At 42.8% G+C, this 17,844-nt stretch carries 19 protein-coding genes; 1 reads left to right on the top strand and 18 read right to left on the bottom strand.

The features are described from left to right. Nucleotides 1-135: 135 nt before the first annotated feature. The 14 genes from D0469_RS12060 to D0469_RS12125 all read right to left on the bottom strand — a co-directional run bounded on the left by D0469_RS12060 (nucleotide 136) and on the right by D0469_RS12125 (nucleotide 13,408). Nucleotides 136-1,335 carry a pyridoxal phosphate-dependent aminotransferase gene (locus D0469_RS12060; RefSeq protein WP_117326990.1) on the bottom strand — a complete coding sequence of 400 codons (1,200 nt, stop codon included), beginning with the start codon at nucleotides 1,333-1,335 and terminating at the stop codon, nucleotides 136-138. Nucleotides 1,336-1,350: 15 nt separating this feature from the next. Continuing rightward, complete coding sequence (locus D0469_RS12065) at nucleotides 1,351-1,827, bottom strand: cell wall elongation regulator TseB-like domain-containing protein (RefSeq protein WP_117326991.1); 477 nt, start codon at nucleotides 1,825-1,827, stop codon at nucleotides 1,351-1,353. A 14-nt stretch (nucleotides 1,828-1,841) separates the two neighbouring features. Next, a complete protein-coding gene (locus tag D0469_RS12070; RefSeq protein ID WP_117326992.1) occupies nucleotides 1,842-2,012 on the bottom strand; it encodes a YpmA family protein in 171 nt (56 codons plus the stop codon). A gap of 107 nt (nucleotides 2,013-2,119) precedes the next feature. Further along, a complete protein-coding gene (gene dinG, locus D0469_RS12075; RefSeq protein ID WP_158553445.1) occupies nucleotides 2,120-4,918 on the bottom strand; it encodes an ATP-dependent DNA helicase DinG in 2,799 nt (932 codons plus the stop codon). A gap of 453 nt (nucleotides 4,919-5,371) precedes the next feature. Next, nucleotides 5,372-5,755 (bottom strand): aspartate 1-decarboxylase, encoded by a 384-nt coding sequence (gene panD, locus D0469_RS12080; RefSeq protein WP_117326994.1) that lies wholly within the window; start codon nucleotides 5,753-5,755, stop codon nucleotides 5,372-5,374. Between the two features lie 30 nt (nucleotides 5,756-5,785). Continuing rightward, nucleotides 5,786-6,631: a pantoate--beta-alanine ligase gene (gene panC / locus D0469_RS12085; protein WP_117326995.1), complete on the bottom strand. Its 846-nt coding sequence runs from the start codon at nucleotides 6,629-6,631 to the stop codon at nucleotides 5,786-5,788. Then, a complete protein-coding gene (gene panB / locus D0469_RS12090) occupies nucleotides 6,628-7,464 on the bottom strand; it encodes a 3-methyl-2-oxobutanoate hydroxymethyltransferase (RefSeq protein WP_117326996.1) in 837 nt (278 codons plus the stop codon). Before panB ends, panC begins: the two co-directional genes overlap by 4 nt. A 370-nt stretch (nucleotides 7,465-7,834) precedes the next feature. Then, the gene (locus tag D0469_RS12095; RefSeq protein WP_117326997.1) at nucleotides 7,835-8,818 is read right to left on the bottom strand and encodes a biotin--[acetyl-CoA-carboxylase] ligase; all 984 of its coding nucleotides are present in this window, start codon (nucleotides 8,816-8,818) and stop codon (nucleotides 7,835-7,837) included. Continuing rightward, nucleotides 8,803-9,999 (bottom strand): CCA tRNA nucleotidyltransferase, encoded by a 1,197-nt coding sequence (locus D0469_RS12100; RefSeq protein ID WP_117326998.1) that lies wholly within the window; start codon nucleotides 9,997-9,999, stop codon nucleotides 8,803-8,805. Before D0469_RS12100 ends, D0469_RS12095 begins: the two co-directional genes overlap by 16 nt. A 5-nt stretch (nucleotides 10,000-10,004) precedes the next feature. Continuing rightward, entirely contained in the window at nucleotides 10,005-11,141 is a 1,137-nt protein-coding gene (gene bshA / locus D0469_RS12105) for an N-acetyl-alpha-D-glucosaminyl L-malate synthase BshA (RefSeq protein ID WP_199478491.1), read from the bottom strand. A 2-nt stretch (nucleotides 11,142-11,143) separates the two neighbouring features. Next, nucleotides 11,144-11,851 (bottom strand): bacillithiol biosynthesis deacetylase BshB1, encoded by a 708-nt coding sequence (gene bshB1, locus D0469_RS12110; protein ID WP_117327000.1) that lies wholly within the window; start codon nucleotides 11,849-11,851, stop codon nucleotides 11,144-11,146. Then, complete coding sequence (gene mgsA / locus D0469_RS12115) at nucleotides 11,841-12,254, bottom strand: methylglyoxal synthase (RefSeq protein WP_117327001.1); 414 nt, start codon at nucleotides 12,252-12,254, stop codon at nucleotides 11,841-11,843. Before mgsA ends, bshB1 begins: the two co-directional genes overlap by 11 nt. Nucleotides 12,255-12,264: 10 nt before the next feature. Next, the gene (gene dapB, locus D0469_RS12120) at nucleotides 12,265-13,065 is read right to left on the bottom strand and encodes a 4-hydroxy-tetrahydrodipicolinate reductase (RefSeq protein WP_117327002.1); all 801 of its coding nucleotides are present in this window, start codon (nucleotides 13,063-13,065) and stop codon (nucleotides 12,265-12,267) included. Then, complete coding sequence (locus tag D0469_RS12125; RefSeq protein WP_117327003.1) at nucleotides 13,052-13,408, bottom strand: nucleotide pyrophosphohydrolase; 357 nt, start codon at nucleotides 13,406-13,408, stop codon at nucleotides 13,052-13,054. The genes dapB and D0469_RS12125 overlap by 14 nt, the downstream gene beginning before the upstream one ends. 136 nt (nucleotides 13,409-13,544) lie before the next feature. Between D0469_RS12125 and D0469_RS12130 the strand changes: the two genes are divergently transcribed. Next, entirely contained in the window at nucleotides 13,545-14,417 is an 873-nt protein-coding gene (locus tag D0469_RS12130) for a YitT family protein (protein ID WP_117327004.1), read from the top strand. A gap of 167 nt (nucleotides 14,418-14,584) precedes the next feature. Here D0469_RS12130 and D0469_RS12135 read toward each other — a convergent pair whose 3' ends face one another. The 4 genes from D0469_RS12135 to D0469_RS12150 form a co-directional block, all read right to left on the bottom strand. Further along, nucleotides 14,585-15,265, bottom strand: a complete 681-nt coding sequence (locus D0469_RS12135) for a zinc metallopeptidase (protein WP_117327005.1) — start codon at nucleotides 15,263-15,265, stop codon at nucleotides 14,585-14,587. Between the two features lie 57 nt (nucleotides 15,266-15,322). After that, complete coding sequence (gene ypjB / locus D0469_RS12140; protein WP_117327006.1) at nucleotides 15,323-16,114, bottom strand: sporulation protein YpjB; 792 nt, start codon at nucleotides 16,112-16,114, stop codon at nucleotides 15,323-15,325. 96 nt (nucleotides 16,115-16,210) lie between these two features. Then, on the bottom strand, nucleotides 16,211-16,801 hold the full coding sequence (lhaT, locus tag D0469_RS12145; protein WP_117327007.1) for a lipoprotein heptaprenylglyceryl N-acetyltransferase LhaT: 591 nt from the start codon (nucleotides 16,799-16,801) through the stop codon (nucleotides 16,211-16,213). Between the two features lie 236 nt (nucleotides 16,802-17,037). Continuing rightward, nucleotides 17,038-17,811, bottom strand: coding sequence for a menaquinol-cytochrome c reductase cytochrome b/c subunit (locus D0469_RS12150; RefSeq protein ID WP_117327008.1), 774 nt, complete (start codon nucleotides 17,809-17,811; stop codon nucleotides 17,038-17,040). Nucleotides 17,812-17,844: the final 33 nt, after the last annotated feature.

Genomic DNA, 17,844 nt, shown 5'->3' on the forward strand with positions numbered 1-17,844 from the left:
TCATTACAGCAAAACAGCTAATTTTACTTTATCATTATACATTTGAGGATAATGACAGGCAAATACAATTGAATTAGTAAAGTATGTAAAGAAAACCTTGTCAGCTAATATTGACAAGGTTTTCTTTCTCCTGCGTTAAGCTTGTTGCACCTGTTCGATTTTGGCATTCACAAAGCTGTGAATCCGTTCAATCGCTTTTTCAAGCTGATCAAGGGAAGTTGCATATGACAGGCGGATATAGTCGTCAGCACCAAATCCGGATCCTGGAACAACGGCAACTAACGCCTCCTCAAGCAAGGCTTGCGAGAATTCGTCGACATTGCTATATCCAGATAAGTCAGCTGTTTTCTTTGCATTTGGGAAAAGATAGAACGCTCCTTGAGGCTTCACGCATGTCATTCCAGGTATGGCCGTTAGCTTGCCATAAATGGCATTAAGCCGGCTTTCAAACGCATCCCTCATCTCATTAACGGTATCCTGCGGCCCATTATATGCTTCGATTGCTCCGTATTGTGCCGTTGTTGTTGGATTGGAGGTACTGTGGCTTGCTAAATTCGTCATCGCTTTAATAATTTTTTCATTTCCGGCAGCATAGCCAATTCTCCACCCTGTCATGGAGTGTGATTTAGAGACACCGTTAATAATGATAGTCTGCTCTTTAATGGCATCAGACAGCTGGGCGATAGAGGTATGGCTTGCACTACCGTATACAAGCTTTTCATATATCTCATCGGATACGATAAGGATTTCATTCTTAACGCATATCTCGGCAATCGCCTGCAGTTCTTCATTCGTATAAATCATACCTGTAGGATTGCTCGGAGAATTAATGATAATTGCCCTTGTCTTCGGGGTGATGCCTCCGGCAAGCTGTTCGGCAGTGATTTTAAAATCATTAGCTTCTTTCCCCTCGATATAAACGGGTATCCCTCCTGCCAGTTTCACCTGCTCAGGATAGCTTACCCAGTAAGGAGTTGGTACGATTACTTCATCTCCTGCATCCAAAATGGCCTGAAAAAGAGTATAAAGGACATGCTTCGCTCCAGAACCGACCATAATTTCCGATACGTTATATTCAAGATCCTGATCTCTTTTAAGCTTAGCGGCAATCGCATTTTTCAGTGCAGGCAGCCCGGCTGAAGGAGTGTATTTAGTGTGGCCCTCATTCATGGAGCGGACGGCTGCATCAATAATATTCTGCGGTGTGTTAAAATCGGGCTCACCAGCACCAAGGCCGATTACATCATGGCCTTGTGTCTTTAATTCCTTTGCTTTTGCTGTTATTGCCAGTGTAGTAGACGGCGTAAGAGCCTGTACGCGATTTGCCAATTTCATGTTAAATCCCCCATTTTAAATGTTTCGGTAAAATTTAAGCAATTCACCAGTTTTGAATTCATAGTATTCGTAGTTATAGCGATTTTTCTCATCCAGGTATGTTACTTCCCATAACGGGACACTTTTTTCCATTCCCAGTTTGACGGTGATGATTTTTTCAGGATTCATCTCACTGGCCACTATTTTTCTAATGTCTTCCTCTGTTTTGCCAGAGCGAAAATCCTTTATAACAACCTTACGCTTTTTATCGAAAGGAATCCAGACGATTTTCTGCTTTTTTTGTTCATCCCTGCCGACAACCACGTAGTAGGACTCCATACCATTATAAATATAAAACTTATCCTTCGTGACGAGTCCTGCTTCGTTTTGAGCTTCGTTAAACGCCCTTTTATATGCTTCGTTTTTGGGCTTCATCGCGTGTATGTATGCACCGGCAGAAATGCCGATTAGAACCAGCACGACAAGAGAAGTAATGATCAGCCACTTTTTCAATGCAGTCACTCTTTCTAAGTCCGATAAATAGTAAAAATTGCTTTATCCTGATTTTCTGAATCCAGCGCAAGTCCGAACATTAAATCCTCTTCCTTAAGCGTCCGGTTCAGCGCGTCGACAATTTTATAAAGATCTGGAGAATGCTGGATCTTTACAGTCGAAATTACTTCAATTTTGCTTTCCATCTTTCTGACCCCACTTTCACTAGCCGACTAAGTGCGTTCTTTTTTTGACAATACTATTATAACAGCAACTGCCGGTTTCCGATAATATTTCTGTCAGTTTTTGAAATTTAAAGCCAATCGACTATTTCAGTCTCTAATCCTGACAGATCAGCTTCCTCCCACTCCAGGGCAGGAATTGCCCGGCGGAATTCTTCACCATATTTAGCGGAGATAATACGCCGGTCTAACACCAACAGGATGCCTTTGTCGTCTTTTGTCCTTATCAGCCTGCCAAACCCCTGCCGGAAACGAAGGAGAGCTTCTGGCAATGCATAAACGGAAAATGGATTTTTGCCTTCCAATCTAATTTTATTGCTTCTGGCTTCCGTTATCGGTTCATCTGGCGGCGAAAAAGGCAGCCTTGCGATAGCCAGGCAGGACAGAGCTTCACCCGGAATATCTACTCCATCCCAAAAACTTGCCGTTCCAAATAGCACAGCTTTTTCGAAGTTCTGGAAATTACGGATAAGCCTGGATCTGCTCCCGCTGCTCACACCCTGGGCAAACAAGGAATATTCCTCAATCTTTCCGGATTCTTTTACTTTCTCGTAGGTGCTCCGCAGCATCTCATTTGAAGTAAATAGGACCAGCATTCTTCCCTTTGAGGCAGAAGCAGCAGTAATAATGTGGCTGGCAAGGGCATTTGTATATTCATCACTCGTTACCCGGTTAATATCCGGCATATCCTTCGCAATCAGCGCTTTCACATTTTTTCGATAATCAAAGGCAGATGGAAAAACCGCCTTTTGAATATCCTTATGGTCCGGTACCCCTAGCTGGTCCATAAAGAACCGGAATGAGCCTTTCACACTAAGGGTTGCAGATGTCATTACCACACTGTCATACCTTGAAAAGTACTCTTTCCAAAGCTTTTTTACTGCATCTATTGGCTGGGAATACAGAGATATACTTGCATGAGTAACCGATTTGCTCGTTTCGAGAAAATAGACAGCTTCTTCTGAAGGATTGAGAAAAAACTCATGCAGCATACTTTTCACCTGTAAGATTCCCGTAAGCATGGAATCAATTTCATTTAGAAAGAACAGCTGATTTTTCTTAAGCTGGTCTTGCTTTGCTTGCAGGAGGACTGTCCTGGCCCGAATCTTTTTATCAATCTCTCCAAGATAATGAATTAGTCTTTCCGCGAGGAGCTGTGCCGGCTTTAGGCTTCCTTGATTTTCCCGGCTATGATGAATCCTGATTGAAGTTCTGTTAAATCCTGTTACAGCCGCATTTCTTTCCGCCAATCTGGCTAGCGTATAAAACAGCTGCTCAAATTCATAGGAAAAATCATTCATCTCCCTTTCAATTGCCGTATAAGGCTGAGTATATGATATCCCGTGTTCCTGAACCATTTTTTCCAATCGATAAAGCAATTGCTTCTGATCATGCATTCCGATTCTATTTAACATAGTCTTTACGGTAATATAATCCAGCCGTTCCCCAAGGTATCTTGAAGCAGCTCGTTCAAAATGGTGCGCTTCATCCAGCACCAAATTCGTTACCCGTGAGAAAAAGGGATTTTCTGAACGAAAGTCTGCAAGCAAAAAAGAATGATTTGTTACGATAATATCAGCTTTTGATGCTTTCTTTTTCGCCCTTTCAAAAAAATCCCTCTCCATCCAGGGTTCCTGAAGGCCTTTGTATATCGTTTCCTCACTTTGCAGCCGTTCCCAGAACAGCTGTCCCCCGCTGGTCAGATTAAGTTCATCCCTGTCTCCTGTTGCAGTTTCCGTAAGCCAAACAAGAATTTGTATTTTCGTTAGGGCAGTTTCATAATTATCTTCTTTCTCCCTCAAAGACCGCTCAAATTTCGCAAGTGAAAGATAGTTCGCTCGTCCTTTAATAAGTACAGCTAATATGGGAAAAGGCAATATCGTCTTTAGTTTTGGGAGTTCCTTTTCTAAAAGCTGTTCCTGAAGCTGAAGAGTATTGGTTCCAATCATGATGGGTGTTCCTGTTGACTTGGATACGTACGCCGCCGGCAGCAGATAACCCAGTGATTTGCCAATGCCAGTGCCAGCCTCAATGATTGCGTGCGTCCCATTCTTCAAGGCATCATAAACAATATCCATCATTTTTAATTGTCCTGCCCGGTGTTCCGGATGCAAAAAAGCTTTGCTGAGCATTTCCAGCTTTTCTTCTGTGCTTGCAGGATATTCTTGCACATCACCTTCGTTGACTGATGGAATCTCATTGCTTTGATTTAATGCAAGACCGCGAAAAATTTCAATGTTTGGGTTATGTATAGGAGATGACTTCTTCCTTATTTCAATACTTTCTTTTATCAGTTCTGCCACCTCGCTCTTAAGTGAAAGCGACAGTCTATACATATGCTTTAAAGTAAGGAGCGGCAGAGAAATCAGCTTCTTCTTCAGGTTTATAAAAAGCACGGCTGTAACATAGGCATCGCTGTCGGCGCGGTGAGGCCTCCAGTGAGTGACCCCTTCTTGTTTGGCAAGATAGCTAAGTTTATAGCTGTCCGAAGTTGGCAGCAGCAGCTTGGAAAGCTCAACTGTATCAATGGTTGAACCATAAAAACCGTGATATCCGCAGCGCTTTAACTCTTCTTGTAAAAATGATAAATCGAATAGGACATTATGGGCAACGAAACAGGAATCCCTCAGCATATCAACAATTTTCGGTGCGACTTCCTCGAAGGTAGGAGCATCTTCGACCATAGATTCCGTTATTCCGGTTAGTTCCTCAATAAACACTGGAATCTCTAAATCCGGACGAAGGAAAGTAGAAAATTCGTCGATGATCCGATCATTTTCAATTACCACTCCAGCAAATTGGATTATCCGGTCCCCTTTTTTTGGTGAGTTTCCTGTTGTTTCCAAATCTATCACTATATATCGCTGCACTATTATTACACCTCAATTTACTTCAAGCACTTTACGGACTTCATCTATCTTTTTATACCATAAGCTGTAAAATTATAAAATGGTTATGAATAAAGATTATAGGCTTTTCCAGATTTCGGAAACAGCTTCCCGTCTATAATTGGAAGGCAATCTATTATTTATTATTAACATATATTTTAAAAAAATATTAATGGAAAAAGCCTGATTACTGGATATCCCCTTGTCTTTTTAAAGACAACTGGCTGATGTGCCGGAATTATTGTTTTTCACTGAATAACAAATCGTTTTTCATGGAATTATTCTCAAAAAAATTGTTCTTCAGGGATTCTCTGTCTTTTTTCAGGGCATCATTAAAGTTAAACCATTTCAGACTACGCTGACATCCTTCATTGCAAAAGAAAATAAATAAAACAAGGGCAAAACTGTGTTTCCAGTTTCACCCTTGTTATGTTACTAAAATACAGTAGCTTCCGGCTCATGTGAAATCATTTCAACGATCCGGTTATTTTCATCCATAATAGCGACTTTTGGCTTATGGTCACGGACTTTTTCTTCTGGAAGCATTACATAAGAAATAATGATCACGATGTCGTCGGGCTGGACAAGCCTAGCTGCAGCACCATTTAGGCATACAACTCCGCTGCCTCTCTCACCAGCGATAATATAAGTCTCAATACGTGCGCCATTATTATTGTTTACAATGGCAACCTTCTCGTTCGGAAGCATTCCGACAGCATCAAGAATATTCTCATCGATCGTAACGCTCCCTACATAATTTAAATTGGCTTCTGTCACACGTGCGCGGTGGATTTTGCCATTCATCATTGTGCGAAACATTTCTTCTTCCTCCTATAGCAATCTATGTTGTTAGATGGTAAAGACAACATTATCTATAAGCCTAGCCCTGCTGAATCTGACTGCCAGCGCGATTATAATTGTGCCAGTCAGTTGTGACAGCGGCTTTAGCTCTGGATAGGAATAAACCTCTACATAATCAATTTTTCCATGCGTGTGGTTTTCGAGGTGCTCCCTTACAAGTGAAATGACCGATTCAGGGTTTGTTTCACCATTCAACACTGCTTTCTTCCCGCTAGAAAGGGCCTTATACAATTCACTGGCCTCTGAACGTTCTTCCTCAAGCAAGTTGATATTCCGGGAGCTCTTTGCAAGCCCATCCTCTTCCCTGATCGTTTCAACAGGTACAATTTCAACCATAAAATTAAAATCCTTCACCAGTCCCTTTACGACGGCAACCTGCTGGGCATCCTTCATCCCAAAGTAAGCTCTGTCAGGCTGGGCAATATGGAATAGTTTTGTCAGCACTGTTGCTACTCCGTCAAAATGACCTGGCCTGTTTCTGCCGCAGAGCACATCAGTTCTGTCCTTGACGAGAACGGAAACGGAAACGTCATCCTGATACATTTCCTGTACAGTTGGATAAAAAATATAATCTGCACCTGCATTTCTTGCTGCTTGCTCATCCCTGTCCATGTCACGCGGGTAGGAATCATAATCTTCATTCGGCCCAAATTGGATCGGATTAACAAAAATGCTTAAAATGAGAATGTCGTTTTCTCTTCGGGCCTTATGCAGCAGCGTTTCATGGCCTTCATGCAAGTATCCCATTGTCGGCACATAACCGATGCTTTTGCCTGCAGATTTTTCATTCTTGATTTGAGTTTGCATTTCATCTACACGGGTGATTATCTTCATTTTTTTCCTCCGTAAAGAGAGGCAACTTCCTCTTCCTGCATTGTAAATGTATGCTTGTCCTCCGGAAAGGAGCTCGATCTTACCTCTGAAACATATTGGGATAAGGCTTTAAAAATCATTTCATTTGCATTGCCATAAACCTTGACAAATTTAGCGACCCTGTCAACCCCGTAATTAATTACATCATGGTAAACAAGGACCTGGCCATCTGTCTTTTTTCCGGCACCAATTCCGATGGTTGGAATAGATAATGCCTTGGTAACCATTTCCGCAACTTGGTGCGGCACACATTCCAGAACTACGGCAAGTGCACCTGCTTTTTCACAAGCCTTAGCATCTTCAATCAGTTTCCTTGCTGCATCAGCATCCTTCCCCTGGACCTTGTAGCCTCCTAGCACTCCGACAGACTGCGGCGTAAGACCTAAGTGGGCAACTACGGGCACTCCAGCACTGGTTAGGGCAGATATCATGGTAATCACATGGCCACCGCCCTCAAGCTTGACAGCATCGGCCTGGCCATCCTGGATGATTCTTGCTGCATTTTTTAGCGTGTCTTCTATCGATAAATGATAGCTCATAAATGGCATATCTGTAACAACAAACGTATTTTGCGCCCCTCTTTTAACAGCTTTTGTATGATGGATCATATCCTCCACTGTCACTGGAATTGTTGAGTCATAACCTAAAACTACCATTCCAAGAGAATCGCCGACTAAAATCATATCAACGCCTGTCCCTTCCGCAAGTTTTGCCGATGGATAATCATAGGCTGTCAGCATGACAATTTTCTCTTTTTCGTTCTTCATTTTGATAAATTGATTGGATAGCTTCATCCTTCTTCCTCCTTTTTTATCAAGAGGAGATGAAACACCTTTTCAGATGTTAGAATTCTGGATAGAAAAGCGCAAGCGCCCAGGGCGCTGGAGCTAGAGATTTGTACTAGTTAAAATAGTTATACTTTCTTCAACTAGTAAAAAAAGACCCTTCATGACAGAAGGATCCTGTAATATCCAGAAGTTTCATCCCTCCGTCCCAGTCCGGCACCCGGATCAAGGCAGAATATCATTATTTTTTGCATGGTTTATTTCAGGTGCAGTTCAAATTTGTATAAAATTATCCAAATTCATGATACTGCCCACAAAGAGTATAACAAATTCTAAATGAAAAAGGCTATTGTATTCTTTCCGGGAAAGGGAAAAAATGTTAGGCCAGGCTGATATCCGCTGAATAAATCTTATGGACCTCGCCTTTATTATCCTCCAGCAGCAAGACTCCCTCTTCTGTAATCCCGAGGGCCCTCCCGGTGATCGTTCCGGTAAGGGTGGTGGCAATAATGTCCCTTCCTATTGTCACAGCATAACCTTCCCAAAGCTGCTTGATGGGCGAGAATCCCTTTTCCAGATACAAATCATATATTTTCTCAAGCCTTAGCAGCAACACTTGGATAAGCTTCGCTCTTGAAATAGACTTACCCTGTTCAATCTGAATAGAGGTTGCCTTTTCCTTCAAGTCATCAGGAAAATCATCCTGCTTGGTATTCACATTAATGCCGATTCCTATTATTACAGAATGGATTCCGTCACTTTCGGCCTGCATTTCCGTCAAAATTCCAGTTACCTTTTTTCCATTTATGAGAATATCGTTTGGCCATTTTATTTGCGGCAGTGTATCCGTAACCTCTTCTATGGCCTGTACTACAGCCACTGCCGCAAGCAGGGTTAGCTGCGGGGCCTTATCAATCGGTATAATCGGCCTAAGGATTATGCTCATCCAAATGCCGGTGAATTTCGGCGAATGCCAGCTGCGAGATAGCCGGCCTTTGCCGGATACCTGTTCCTCCGCAACCACTATCGTCCCTTCAGAAGCGCCCTCGTTTGCAAGCCTGTGGGCAATTTGCTGGGTGGATGACACGGTCTCCTCGTAAACTACCTCTTTTCCAAACCGGTTTGTTCCCAAACCAATCTGAATTTCCGTTTTTGTTACTTTTTCTGGTGCAGAAACAATCCGATAGCCCTTCTTCCTGACCGCATCCAGTTCATAGCCTTCCTTTCGAAGCTCCTCGATATGCTTCCAGACAGCTGTCCGGGAGCAGCCAATGACTTCTGCTATCTCCTGGCCAGAAACGAAATCGCCTTCTGCTGCCCTTGAAAAAGCCTCGATCAGCTTCATTTTTACGTTTGATTCCAACTTACGAGCCACTCCTTTATTGCTGCCTTATTATTCATCACTTGATGCTCAAGCACTGCTTTAATAATTCTATCGAGGTCCTCTTTAATCCAGGGACCTGGTTTTCTTCCAGACCATTTCATCAAGTCATTGCCTGTAACAGCCAATTCAGAGACAGCTTTTATAGCAAGCATTTTATATGCCTGTCGAACCCGCTCCTCCGCTTGGCCGGGATCGGAATCATTGAGCACAGAAATAATTTTTTCCGTAATCAAAGCTTCCTCCAAGCCTGAACGAAACAGTTTTTCATTTGAAGACGAGGGAACTACTCCTGTATGCAGGTTTACTATGATCCTTTTGATCTCCTTTATCAGCTTAACAGGCATCTTCCAGCGCCGTAAAAAAGCCTCAGTATCCTGCTCTCCGAAGGAATAGAGCATCAGTGACCAAATTCCTGCAGGTTCTGTGACCTTTTCAATAGGCAGGGCAATAAGTTTGGATAATCCTTGTTGCTTGTTTTCAAATCCGGGCAAGAAGGCATAGAGCCCGCTATGCAAAAGCATTTTCAGTGCTTCTTTCTTTCCTTCCCCCTTAAGCAGCTTTTCGAATTCGGCGAAGACTCTTTCCACTGCAATTCTTTGCAGCAGCTGTCCATTCCGTTCAAGGCTTTTAAAGGCTGCGTCATCCAGTGAAAATGTTAATTGGCTCACAAAGCGAATGGCCCTCATCATACGCAGTGCATCTTCTTTAAATCTTTCATCAGGACTGCCAACAGTCCGGATTATCCGCTCTTCTATGGCTTTACGGCCATCAAATGGGTCTGATAGATTCCGGTCCTTATCCATGGCCATTGCATTCATTGTAAAATCACGGCGCATTAAATCTTTATAAAGTGACCTTATATATGTAACTTGGTCAGGCCGCCTGTAATCAGAATAGCCGCTTTCTGAACGGAATGTCGTAATCTCATACGCCTCGTTATGATGCAAAACCATAACTGTTCCATGTTCTATGCCCACATCAACGGTTTTAGGAAAAATCTCCTTAATTTCTGCTGGTGTAGCCGAAGTAGCAATATCAACATCGCTGATGGTTCTCCCCAGGAGCATGTCCCTGATCGATCCTCCAACAAAATATGCCTCATAGCCGGCCTCTTCTATTATTTGCAGAACAGGCGCAGCCTTGGAAAAAATTTCACTCATGATTATCAAGCTCCTGTATCACTGAGTAGGTCTTCATATATGGATATATACTGTTCTGTAATGATATCGGAGCGGAATCTGGTTTTAACCAGCTCACGTGAGGCTGCAGAGAAACTGGTGTGCAGCTCACGGTCTTTGAGAAGCATGACTGCTTTTTCTGCTACTGACCGGGTATCTCCCAATTCACAGAGGAATCCGGTTTCTCCGTCCATAATTACTTCCGGAATACCTCCAATGTTTGTGCCAATACAGGGAACACCGCAAGCCATTGCTTCCAAAAGAACCAGTCCAAAGCTTTCTTTTTCTGATAACAGCAGCTTTAGGTCACTTATAGAATATAGCTCTTCCAAATTATCCTGTTTGCCTAGAAAAAGGACATTGTCTTCTAATGCTAGATTCCTTACTTGCCGGCAGATGGCAGACATTTCCGGCCCATCTCCAACGAGTAACAGTTTTGCGTCTACCTTTTCTGTAATTAGGGCAAAAGCTTCTATTACGTCTTGAACCCGCTTTACTCCTCTAAAATTGGAAACATGAATGATTACTTTTTCATACGTTTTTATCCCGAATTGTTCCCTTAGATGCTGGGAATCCATTTTCCGGTATACTCTTTCATCGACAAAGTTATAAACAGCCTGAATGTTCTTGTCAGGCGAAATAAGCTCGTGTGTCTGCTTTACCAGGGCCTTTGAGACAGCAGTGACTGAATCCGATTTCTCAATGCCGAACTTAATCATTTCTGCTAAAGATAAATCATAGCCAAGAACTGTGATATCTGTTCCGTGCAGCGTGGTGACGATTTTAACAGAAGTTCCGGACATCTGCTTTGCAAGGATTGCGCAAACCGCATGCGGAATTGCATAGTGAACATGCAGTATATCAAGCTTTTCACGCTTGATTACTTCAGCCATTTTGCTTGCAAGAGCCAAGTCGTAAGGAGGATATTGAAAAACAGAGTACGTGCTCACCTCAACCTGATGGTAAAAAATATTACTGTATATTTTATTCAGCCGAAAAGGGATGCTAGAGGAAATAAAATGGATCTCATGACCCTTTTCCGCGAGCAGCTTGCCCAGTTCGGTTGCCACTACACCTGATCCGCCAACAGTCGGATAACAGGTAATGCCTATTTTTAGCTTCATGATTATTCTCCTAACAGGTCTAAATCAAGAACGATAGGTTTTTTGCTGAAAAAACCCTCGGCATAATCCACTCCAGCCTCTTTGCCAAATAACCGTTCCCTTGCCTGTACCGATTCTATGTATCCATGGGTAAGCGGTGTATCCATGCCTCCTTCAAGCTTTTGAAATTGGCTCGTATAAGCATTTAGGCTGGCCAATTTCTGTTCCATATGCGAGGAAATATCCACTACGAACCCTGGCTTATGAAATCCATTGATCATATAATAGTAAAACTTCGCAATCCGGTGAGGTTCCTGCTCGTTTGCTGTTTCATATTTTTTAACTCCCGCTGAAAAGGAAGCTTCTTCAACCAAACAGGCGCAATTTCCATGGTCAGGGTGGCGGTCGTTCGGATACGGAGCAAAAACGGCCGATGGCTTATAAGTACGGATAACTTCCGTGATTTTTCTTATGTATTCTTCCTTCATAAACAGTCCCCGGTCAGGAAGGCTTAATGTAATTCGCTCCGCAACCCCCAATATGCCGGCTGCTGCCTTTGCCTCCTCTATTCTTGTATCCACAGTCCCATTAGAAGACAGCTCTGCTTTCGTCAGGTCACAGATAACAACCTTCTTTCCAAGGGCTGTAAATTTAGAGATTGTGCCGCCCATCCCGATTTCGACATCGTCTGCATGGGCGCCAAAGGCTAGTACATCAGTCTTACGATTCATTATTTTCACCTGGATTTCCTTCAAGCCACTCCATCAGTCCATATTTCATCCCTCGTATGAGTACCTCAGCTGTACCCATGTTTGTGGCAAGCGGAATGGAATATACATCACATAATCGGACCAGTGCGGTAACATCCGGTTCATGGGGCTGTGCAGTGAGCGGATCTCGGAAAAAGATCACCATATCCATTTCCTTCTTGGCGATGAGTGCTCCAATTTCCTGGTCGCCGCCAAGCGGACCTGATTGAAACCGCTGGACCGAAAGCTGCGTCGCTTCCATAATGCGCTTTCCGGTAGTGCCTGTCGCAAAAAGTGTATGGTCTTTAAAAATATCCAGATAAGCTGTTACAAACCGTACTAAGTCATCTTTTTTATCATCATGGGCAATTAATGCAATATTCATGGGGGTTCACCTACTCTAATATATTCTCAAGGCCGTACACAAGCACATTCATTTTCATTACGTTTTCAACTGCCAGCTTAACGCCTGACATAAAAGATGCCCGGTTAAAAGAATCATGCCGAAGAGTCAGCATTTGCCCGTCTGAACCAAACATGACCTGCTGATGTGCCACCAGTCCCGGGAGGCGTACACTATGGATGCGCATCCCGTCAATATTTGCGCCGCGCGCTCCTGCTAATGTCTCTTTTTCAGAAGGGTGACCTTGAGTTTTCTTTGTCCTGGTCTCCATAATCAAATCTGCTGTTTTCACTGCCGTTCCCGATGGTGCATCGAGTTTTTGATCATGGTGCATCTCAATTATCTCAACGTCCGGAAAATACTTCGCTGCCATTTGTGAGAATTTCATCATTAAAATTGCCCCTACTGCGAAATTGGGGGCAATGATGCAGCCCAGGTCTTTCTCCGCGGTAAGTGCTTCAAGCTCCTGTATATCTTCTTTAGAAAAGCCAGTGGTACCCACAACCGGCCGAACTCCATGGTTTAATGCTGCTACAGTATGCTTCATGCCCACTTCTGGTGTTGTTAAATCAATTAACACATCTGCCCTAACAAGAGAAAGACATTCCTCAATATCAGAATAGACAGGTGCATCTATAGCGGGAAGTCCTTCGATATCCTTTACAAGCATTCCGCCATGCTTTCGGTCAAGCGCGGCAACCAGCTCAAATTCCCCAGTTTCATGGACAAGTTTTACGGCCTCTCTTCCCATTCTTCCTCTAGGTCCTGCTACAACAATTTTAATTTTCTCCATTTTCAGTTCCTCCTGATTCTATACGTGTCCAGCGATCCCGATCTCTAGTGTTAAACTTATTCATCACACGATCATGGGCAGTCTGCAAATCAATGCCTAGGGAATTGGCAAAGCAGATTAAGACAAACAGCATATCACCTAACTCTTCTTCTACAGTGTTTTCTTTCTCTGTATTTTTTTTGGGCTTCTCGCCATAATAATGGTTCACTTCCCTCGCAAGCTCCCCCAATTCCTCACTCATACGGGCAAGCATTGCCAGAGGGCTGAAGTACCCTTCTTTAAACTGGCTTATGTATTCATCCACTTCCTTTTGCAGGTCCTGAACAGTCCTAACTTTTTCCATAGTGATCATCCCTTTACCTTTATTCTTCCATGTTAGCGAAAACCATCCGTGAAGACAAATATTTTCGCCACATTGCCCCTTGCGACCTGTTTCGATATAATATTGGGAAAGAATAGAAATTCCAGGAGGATCGCGAATGATTTTCGGCTTACGACTGAGAAATATCTTTTTTATCCTTTTAGGTGCAGCCATCATGGCGTTTGGACTTATTCATTTTAACATCCAAAACAACCTCGCTGAAGGCGGTATCACTGGTGTAACCTTAATATTATATAAAGTTTGGGAACTCAGGCCCTCCTATACGAACCTGTTATTAAATATTCCGCTGTTCTTTCTCGGCTGGAAATATTTTAGCAGAACATCCTTCCTATATACTATCGTTGGAACAGTCGGTCTTTCTGCCTGGCTTTGGGTCTTTGAGCGATACCAATTTAAAGTCCCGCTCCATGATGATCTCATGCTTGTCGCATTATTTGCCGGGGGCTTCCTGGGAGTAGGCCTAGGCATGATTTTTCGTTTCGGAGGCACTTCAGGGGGAGTCGATATTATTGCAAGGCTTGCGCAGAGCGCGTTCGGATGGAGCATTGGGAGGACCATGTTTTTATTTGACGCTTTGGTGATTACCCTATCCATTTTAACCTACATAGATGCCCGAGAAGCAATGTATACGCTAGTAGCAGTTTTTATTGGCGCCCGAGTCATTGATTTTATGCAGGAAGGTGCCTACTCAGCCAGGGGAGCCATAATTATCAGTGATATGAACAGTGAAATTGCCGACAAGGTAATGAAAGAATTAGATCGTGGTGTCACAGTGCTAAAGGGCTACGGTTCGTTTACTAAAACGGAGAGGGAAGTATTGTATTGCGTTGTTGCAAAAAATGAGATCGTCCGATTAAAAAACGCGATAACTTCTGTGGATCCTCATGCATTTGTTTCAGTCAGTGTAGTCCATGATGTGCTTGGCGAAGGATTTACGCTGGATCAAGATAAAAATCCGATTGAAAGATGATAATACCTGCGCATGTTAAGATTTTCTGCACGCGACTTTTTACAGCTGTTATACTTCTCCCATGTTAATACACCTTCCGCAAACAGCGTTATGAAAATAATCCTTTGTTGGTCGAATAAAAACAGCCCAGCCGGGATTTGCCGGATGGGCTGTTTTTATAAACATTCTTAGTCTTCACTTCTAGTCATGCCTGTGTAAATCAGAATCAAACGAACTAATTCAAGTACAGCTACTGCAGCAGCAGCCACATAAGTCATAGCAGCAGCATTAAGCACTTTACGGGTTTCACGTTCTTCATCATTGCGGATAATACCTAGGGAAACAACCTGATCCATCGCTCTGTTTGATGCATTGAACTCAACGGGTAATGTTATTACCTGGAAAACAACTGCAGCAGCCATGAATAAGATACCAATCAGCAATAAACCGGAAAGCTGAGCAAAAATCCCGATCATGATCAGCACCCAGGATAGATTGGAACCAAGGTTTGCTACAGGAACTAGAGCGTGGCGAAAACGGAGAAAAGCGTAATCCTGCTGATCCTGAATAGCATGGCCTACCTCATGAGCTGCAATCGCGGAGCTTGCCAGGGAATAGCCATGATAGTTTCCCGAAGACAGGCGAACCGTTTTAGAGCGTGGGTCGTAATGGTCACTTAAAACTCCTCGGGTCTCTTCTACTGTTACGTTATAGAGACCGTTTTGATCAAGAATTTGCCTTGCAACCTGTGCACCGGACATTCTTGAAGAAGAAGGGACCTTTGAATATCTTTTATAAGCGCTCTTTACTTTCATTTGTGCATACAATGGAACCAAGATGATGATCGCAAAATAAATAATGTAAGTCATTGTACCCTCCAAGATATTACGTCTTACATATATTTTAAGAAGTTTGGGCCATAAGTGTCAATCATTCTGACCTTTGCTCGGTTTTTGCTTCTCCTTGTCCCCTTTATACTTTCTCCAACCTACATAGGATAATGTAGAAATAATTATGCTCCCAGTGGTGAAAATCACCCACCATAATGAAGGATCTGTCTCATCCTCGGTCATTTCATCAAAAATCGATACCAAATCGTCATGAAGCTCGTCCAGCTCCTTTTGGCTGGCTTTTTCAGAAAAGACTTGAGGACGGTATTGGTTGATAAAGCTTAGCCTTGCATCCAGCTTTTGTACTCTTTCTGGATCCAAGTCAATTTTCAGGCTCGGCTGAATCATATCGTATTGGGCTAACAGCGTATCCAGCTTATTTTCGAATTGCTTGGAATTCTGTGTTAATACGGCTTCCTTTGCCTGGCTGAAGGTAGCCATCATTTGATCTTCCATCGAAGTCCATAGGGGCTGGTGCGTCGATTGAACAGCATCCATCACAAGCCGAAACTTTGTAATGGAATTGATTTTTTCCTCATCTTCCTGTTCTAAATCCTTAACAGCCTTTAACGCATCATTATGAGCCACTGTGATAATCCGAAGCTCGTCCATACTGAAAAGCTTTTCCTCACCCGTTGCCTCCAAAAACTGTTCTGAAAAATAATTCAGCATTTTCGCTGAGTCATCATAGCGGTGCAGCCGTGCTAATTGCAGGGCTTCATCTGATATGTCATCGAGCTTTCCCAAACTGGCAGAGGATTGGGCAAAAACAGCAGACATCGGTACAGACATAACAAATAAAAATAGCAATAGAATCTTCTTAAGCATACAACTTGTCCCTCCTCATTACTCTATTAAAACTGTATGAGTAATAGGGAGAGAGTAGACCACCCTGCAAATATTTTTTGTTTCGCCTTTCAAATGCTATAGAGACAGGGTGAATCTGTTCTTCCTCACACCAAACCAGTAGCCGATAAAGATAGAAAGTATGCTCAGCCAGAATGTAAAGTAGCCGATTTCCTGCAGATACTGCATCAAATCACTATATCGCGGCATCATTTCAAATAAGTAATCGATGATATCGTTATGTACTGTCCAAATTCCAGCAGTCGCCAAATGCCATATTTTAATCCGATAAAAAGGTGAATAAAGTATGCCTTGAACAGCCATCGCAAAATGTGATGCCATTAGCATATAGCCTGTCCAATCTAGCTGGCCTACAGTATAGAGGGTGAGGAGGTTCATGATAACAGCCCATATGCCGTACTTAAATAAGGTAATTATGGCCAGCGCCTCAACCAGGCCCCAACTTTGTTTCATTAAAAAAGCTATGATAACAAATACAAAGAAAAGGCTTGCAGTCGGGCTATCAGGAACAAAAATTAAGAATATATCAGGTGTAATGCTTAATTGCGAGCCATACCAATAATACCCGTAAATCGTGCCGAGAATATTAATAAATAAAACAAGAACAAGAAAACTTCTATTTGCGAGAATACTGTATATATATTGCATAAACGCCCCTCTTTCTTGGCGGATTGGAAAGTATAAACTTTGTTAATCCCAATTATGTACTAGCTTCATTTTACATTGAAAACCCTCAAAATCCAAGGTTTCCCAAAAAATGGCGCTCTAATATCCATTCTTGGACTAGTGTCCGCACCTGAACTAATTTATAAAATATGTCTATTTAAATCTCTATTATTCAGCGAAAAAAAAAACTGACGATCGAATCGTCAGTTTTAATCATATTATTTACTTTTTGCTGTGGAAATAAATTCAGCCAGCTGCTTTAGTTCTTCATCAGTACCTTTGAAGATACCTGCAGGCATGCCACCTTTACCTTCTTTAGCAATTTTAGCTACTTCTTCAGGCTTCAGGTTTGTGTCCAATAGAGCGACTCCACCCGCACCACCTGATAGTTCTGCACCATGGCAGCCAATACAGCCTTGAGCTTCATAGACTTTATAGCCAGGGCTTTCTTTATCAATGGCTGCTTCAGCAACGATTTTACCCTGTGCTTTCGCAGCTTCCCAGTCATGGGTTACAACGGACTCCCATGTAAGGTAGAATGTTGCCGCAATAGCGAGCAGCATAAAACCTGTAGCCAACGGTCTCTTTGAAGGCCTGCGTTCAGGACCGCGGTCAATGAACGGTGCAAGTAAAAGTCCTCCGAATGCCAAACCCGGTATTACCAAGGCACCGATTATGTTATAAGGACCGGAAGCATACGTATACTTTAGCAGTTGGTATAGGAATAAGAAATACCAGTCTGGAAGCGGAATGTACGCTGTGTCAGTAGGATCTGCCACTCTCTCAAGCGGAGACGGATGAGCAATTGTCAAACATAAGTAACCTACTAAAAACACCGCTCCAACCATCCATTCTTTCAGAAGGAAATTTGGCCAGAAAGCTTCTGTTTTCCCTGGATATTCCGAGTAATCCTTTGGAATATTGGGTTTTCGTTCTGATAGAGCTGGAACACGTGAATCTCCAACGAACTTCATACCTTTTCCACGATGCATTGAAAAACCCCCTCCTTTTTGAAAAGGTTATAG

Origin of the sequence: Peribacillus saganii, assembly GCF_003429095.1 — a bacterium.
In the GTDB taxonomy this organism is placed as follows: domain Bacteria; phylum Bacillota; class Bacilli; order Bacillales; family DSM-1321; genus Peribacillus; species Peribacillus saganii.

Bases quoted from the DNA above. Each gene is read 5' to 3' on its own strand.
- D0469_RS12060 (WP_117326990.1), bottom strand. From the start codon at position 1,335: ATGAAATTGGCAAATCGCGTACAGGCTCTTACGCCGTCTACTACACTG.
- D0469_RS12070 (WP_117326992.1), bottom strand. From the start codon at position 2,012: ATGGAAAGCAAAATTGAAGTAATTTCGACTGTAAAGATCCAGCATTCT.
- panD (WP_117326994.1), bottom strand. From the start codon at position 5,755: ATGTTTCGCACAATGATGAATGGCAAAATCCACCGCGCACGTGTGACA.
- panC (WP_117326995.1), bottom strand. From the start codon at position 6,631: ATGAAGATAATCACCCGTGTAGATGAAATGCAAACTCAAATCAAGAAT.
- panB (WP_117326996.1), bottom strand. From the start codon at position 7,464: ATGAAGCTATCCAATCAATTTATCAAAATGAAGAACGAAAAAGAGAAA.
- D0469_RS12100 (WP_117326998.1), bottom strand. From the start codon at position 9,999: ATGAGTGAAATTTTTTCCAAGGCTGCGCCTGTTCTGCAAATAATAGAA.
- bshA (WP_199478491.1), bottom strand. From the start codon at position 11,141: ATGAAGCTAAAAATAGGCATTACCTGTTATCCGACTGTTGGCGGATCA.
- bshB1 (WP_117327000.1), bottom strand. From the start codon at position 11,851: ATGAATCGTAAGACTGATGTACTAGCCTTTGGCGCCCATGCAGACGAT.
- mgsA (WP_117327001.1), bottom strand. From the start codon at position 12,254: ATGAATATTGCATTAATTGCCCATGATGATAAAAAAGATGACTTAGTA.
- dapB (WP_117327002.1), bottom strand. From the start codon at position 13,065: ATGGAGAAAATTAAAATTGTTGTAGCAGGACCTAGAGGAAGAATGGGA.
- D0469_RS12125 (WP_117327003.1), bottom strand. From the start codon at position 13,408: ATGGAAAAAGTTAGGACTGTTCAGGACCTGCAAAAGGAAGTGGATGAA.
- D0469_RS12130 (WP_117327004.1), top strand. From the start codon at position 13,545: ATGATTTTCGGCTTACGACTGAGAAATATCTTTTTTATCCTTTTAGGT.
- D0469_RS12135 (WP_117327005.1), bottom strand. From the start codon at position 15,265: ATGACTTACATTATTTATTTTGCGATCATCATCTTGGTTCCATTGTAT.
- ypjB (WP_117327006.1), bottom strand. From the start codon at position 16,114: ATGCTTAAGAAGATTCTATTGCTATTTTTATTTGTTATGTCTGTACCG.
- lhaT (WP_117327007.1), bottom strand. From the start codon at position 16,801: ATGCAATATATATACAGTATTCTCGCAAATAGAAGTTTTCTTGTTCTT.
- D0469_RS12150 (WP_117327008.1), bottom strand. From the start codon at position 17,811: ATGCATCGTGGAAAAGGTATGAAGTTCGTTGGAGATTCACGTGTTCCA.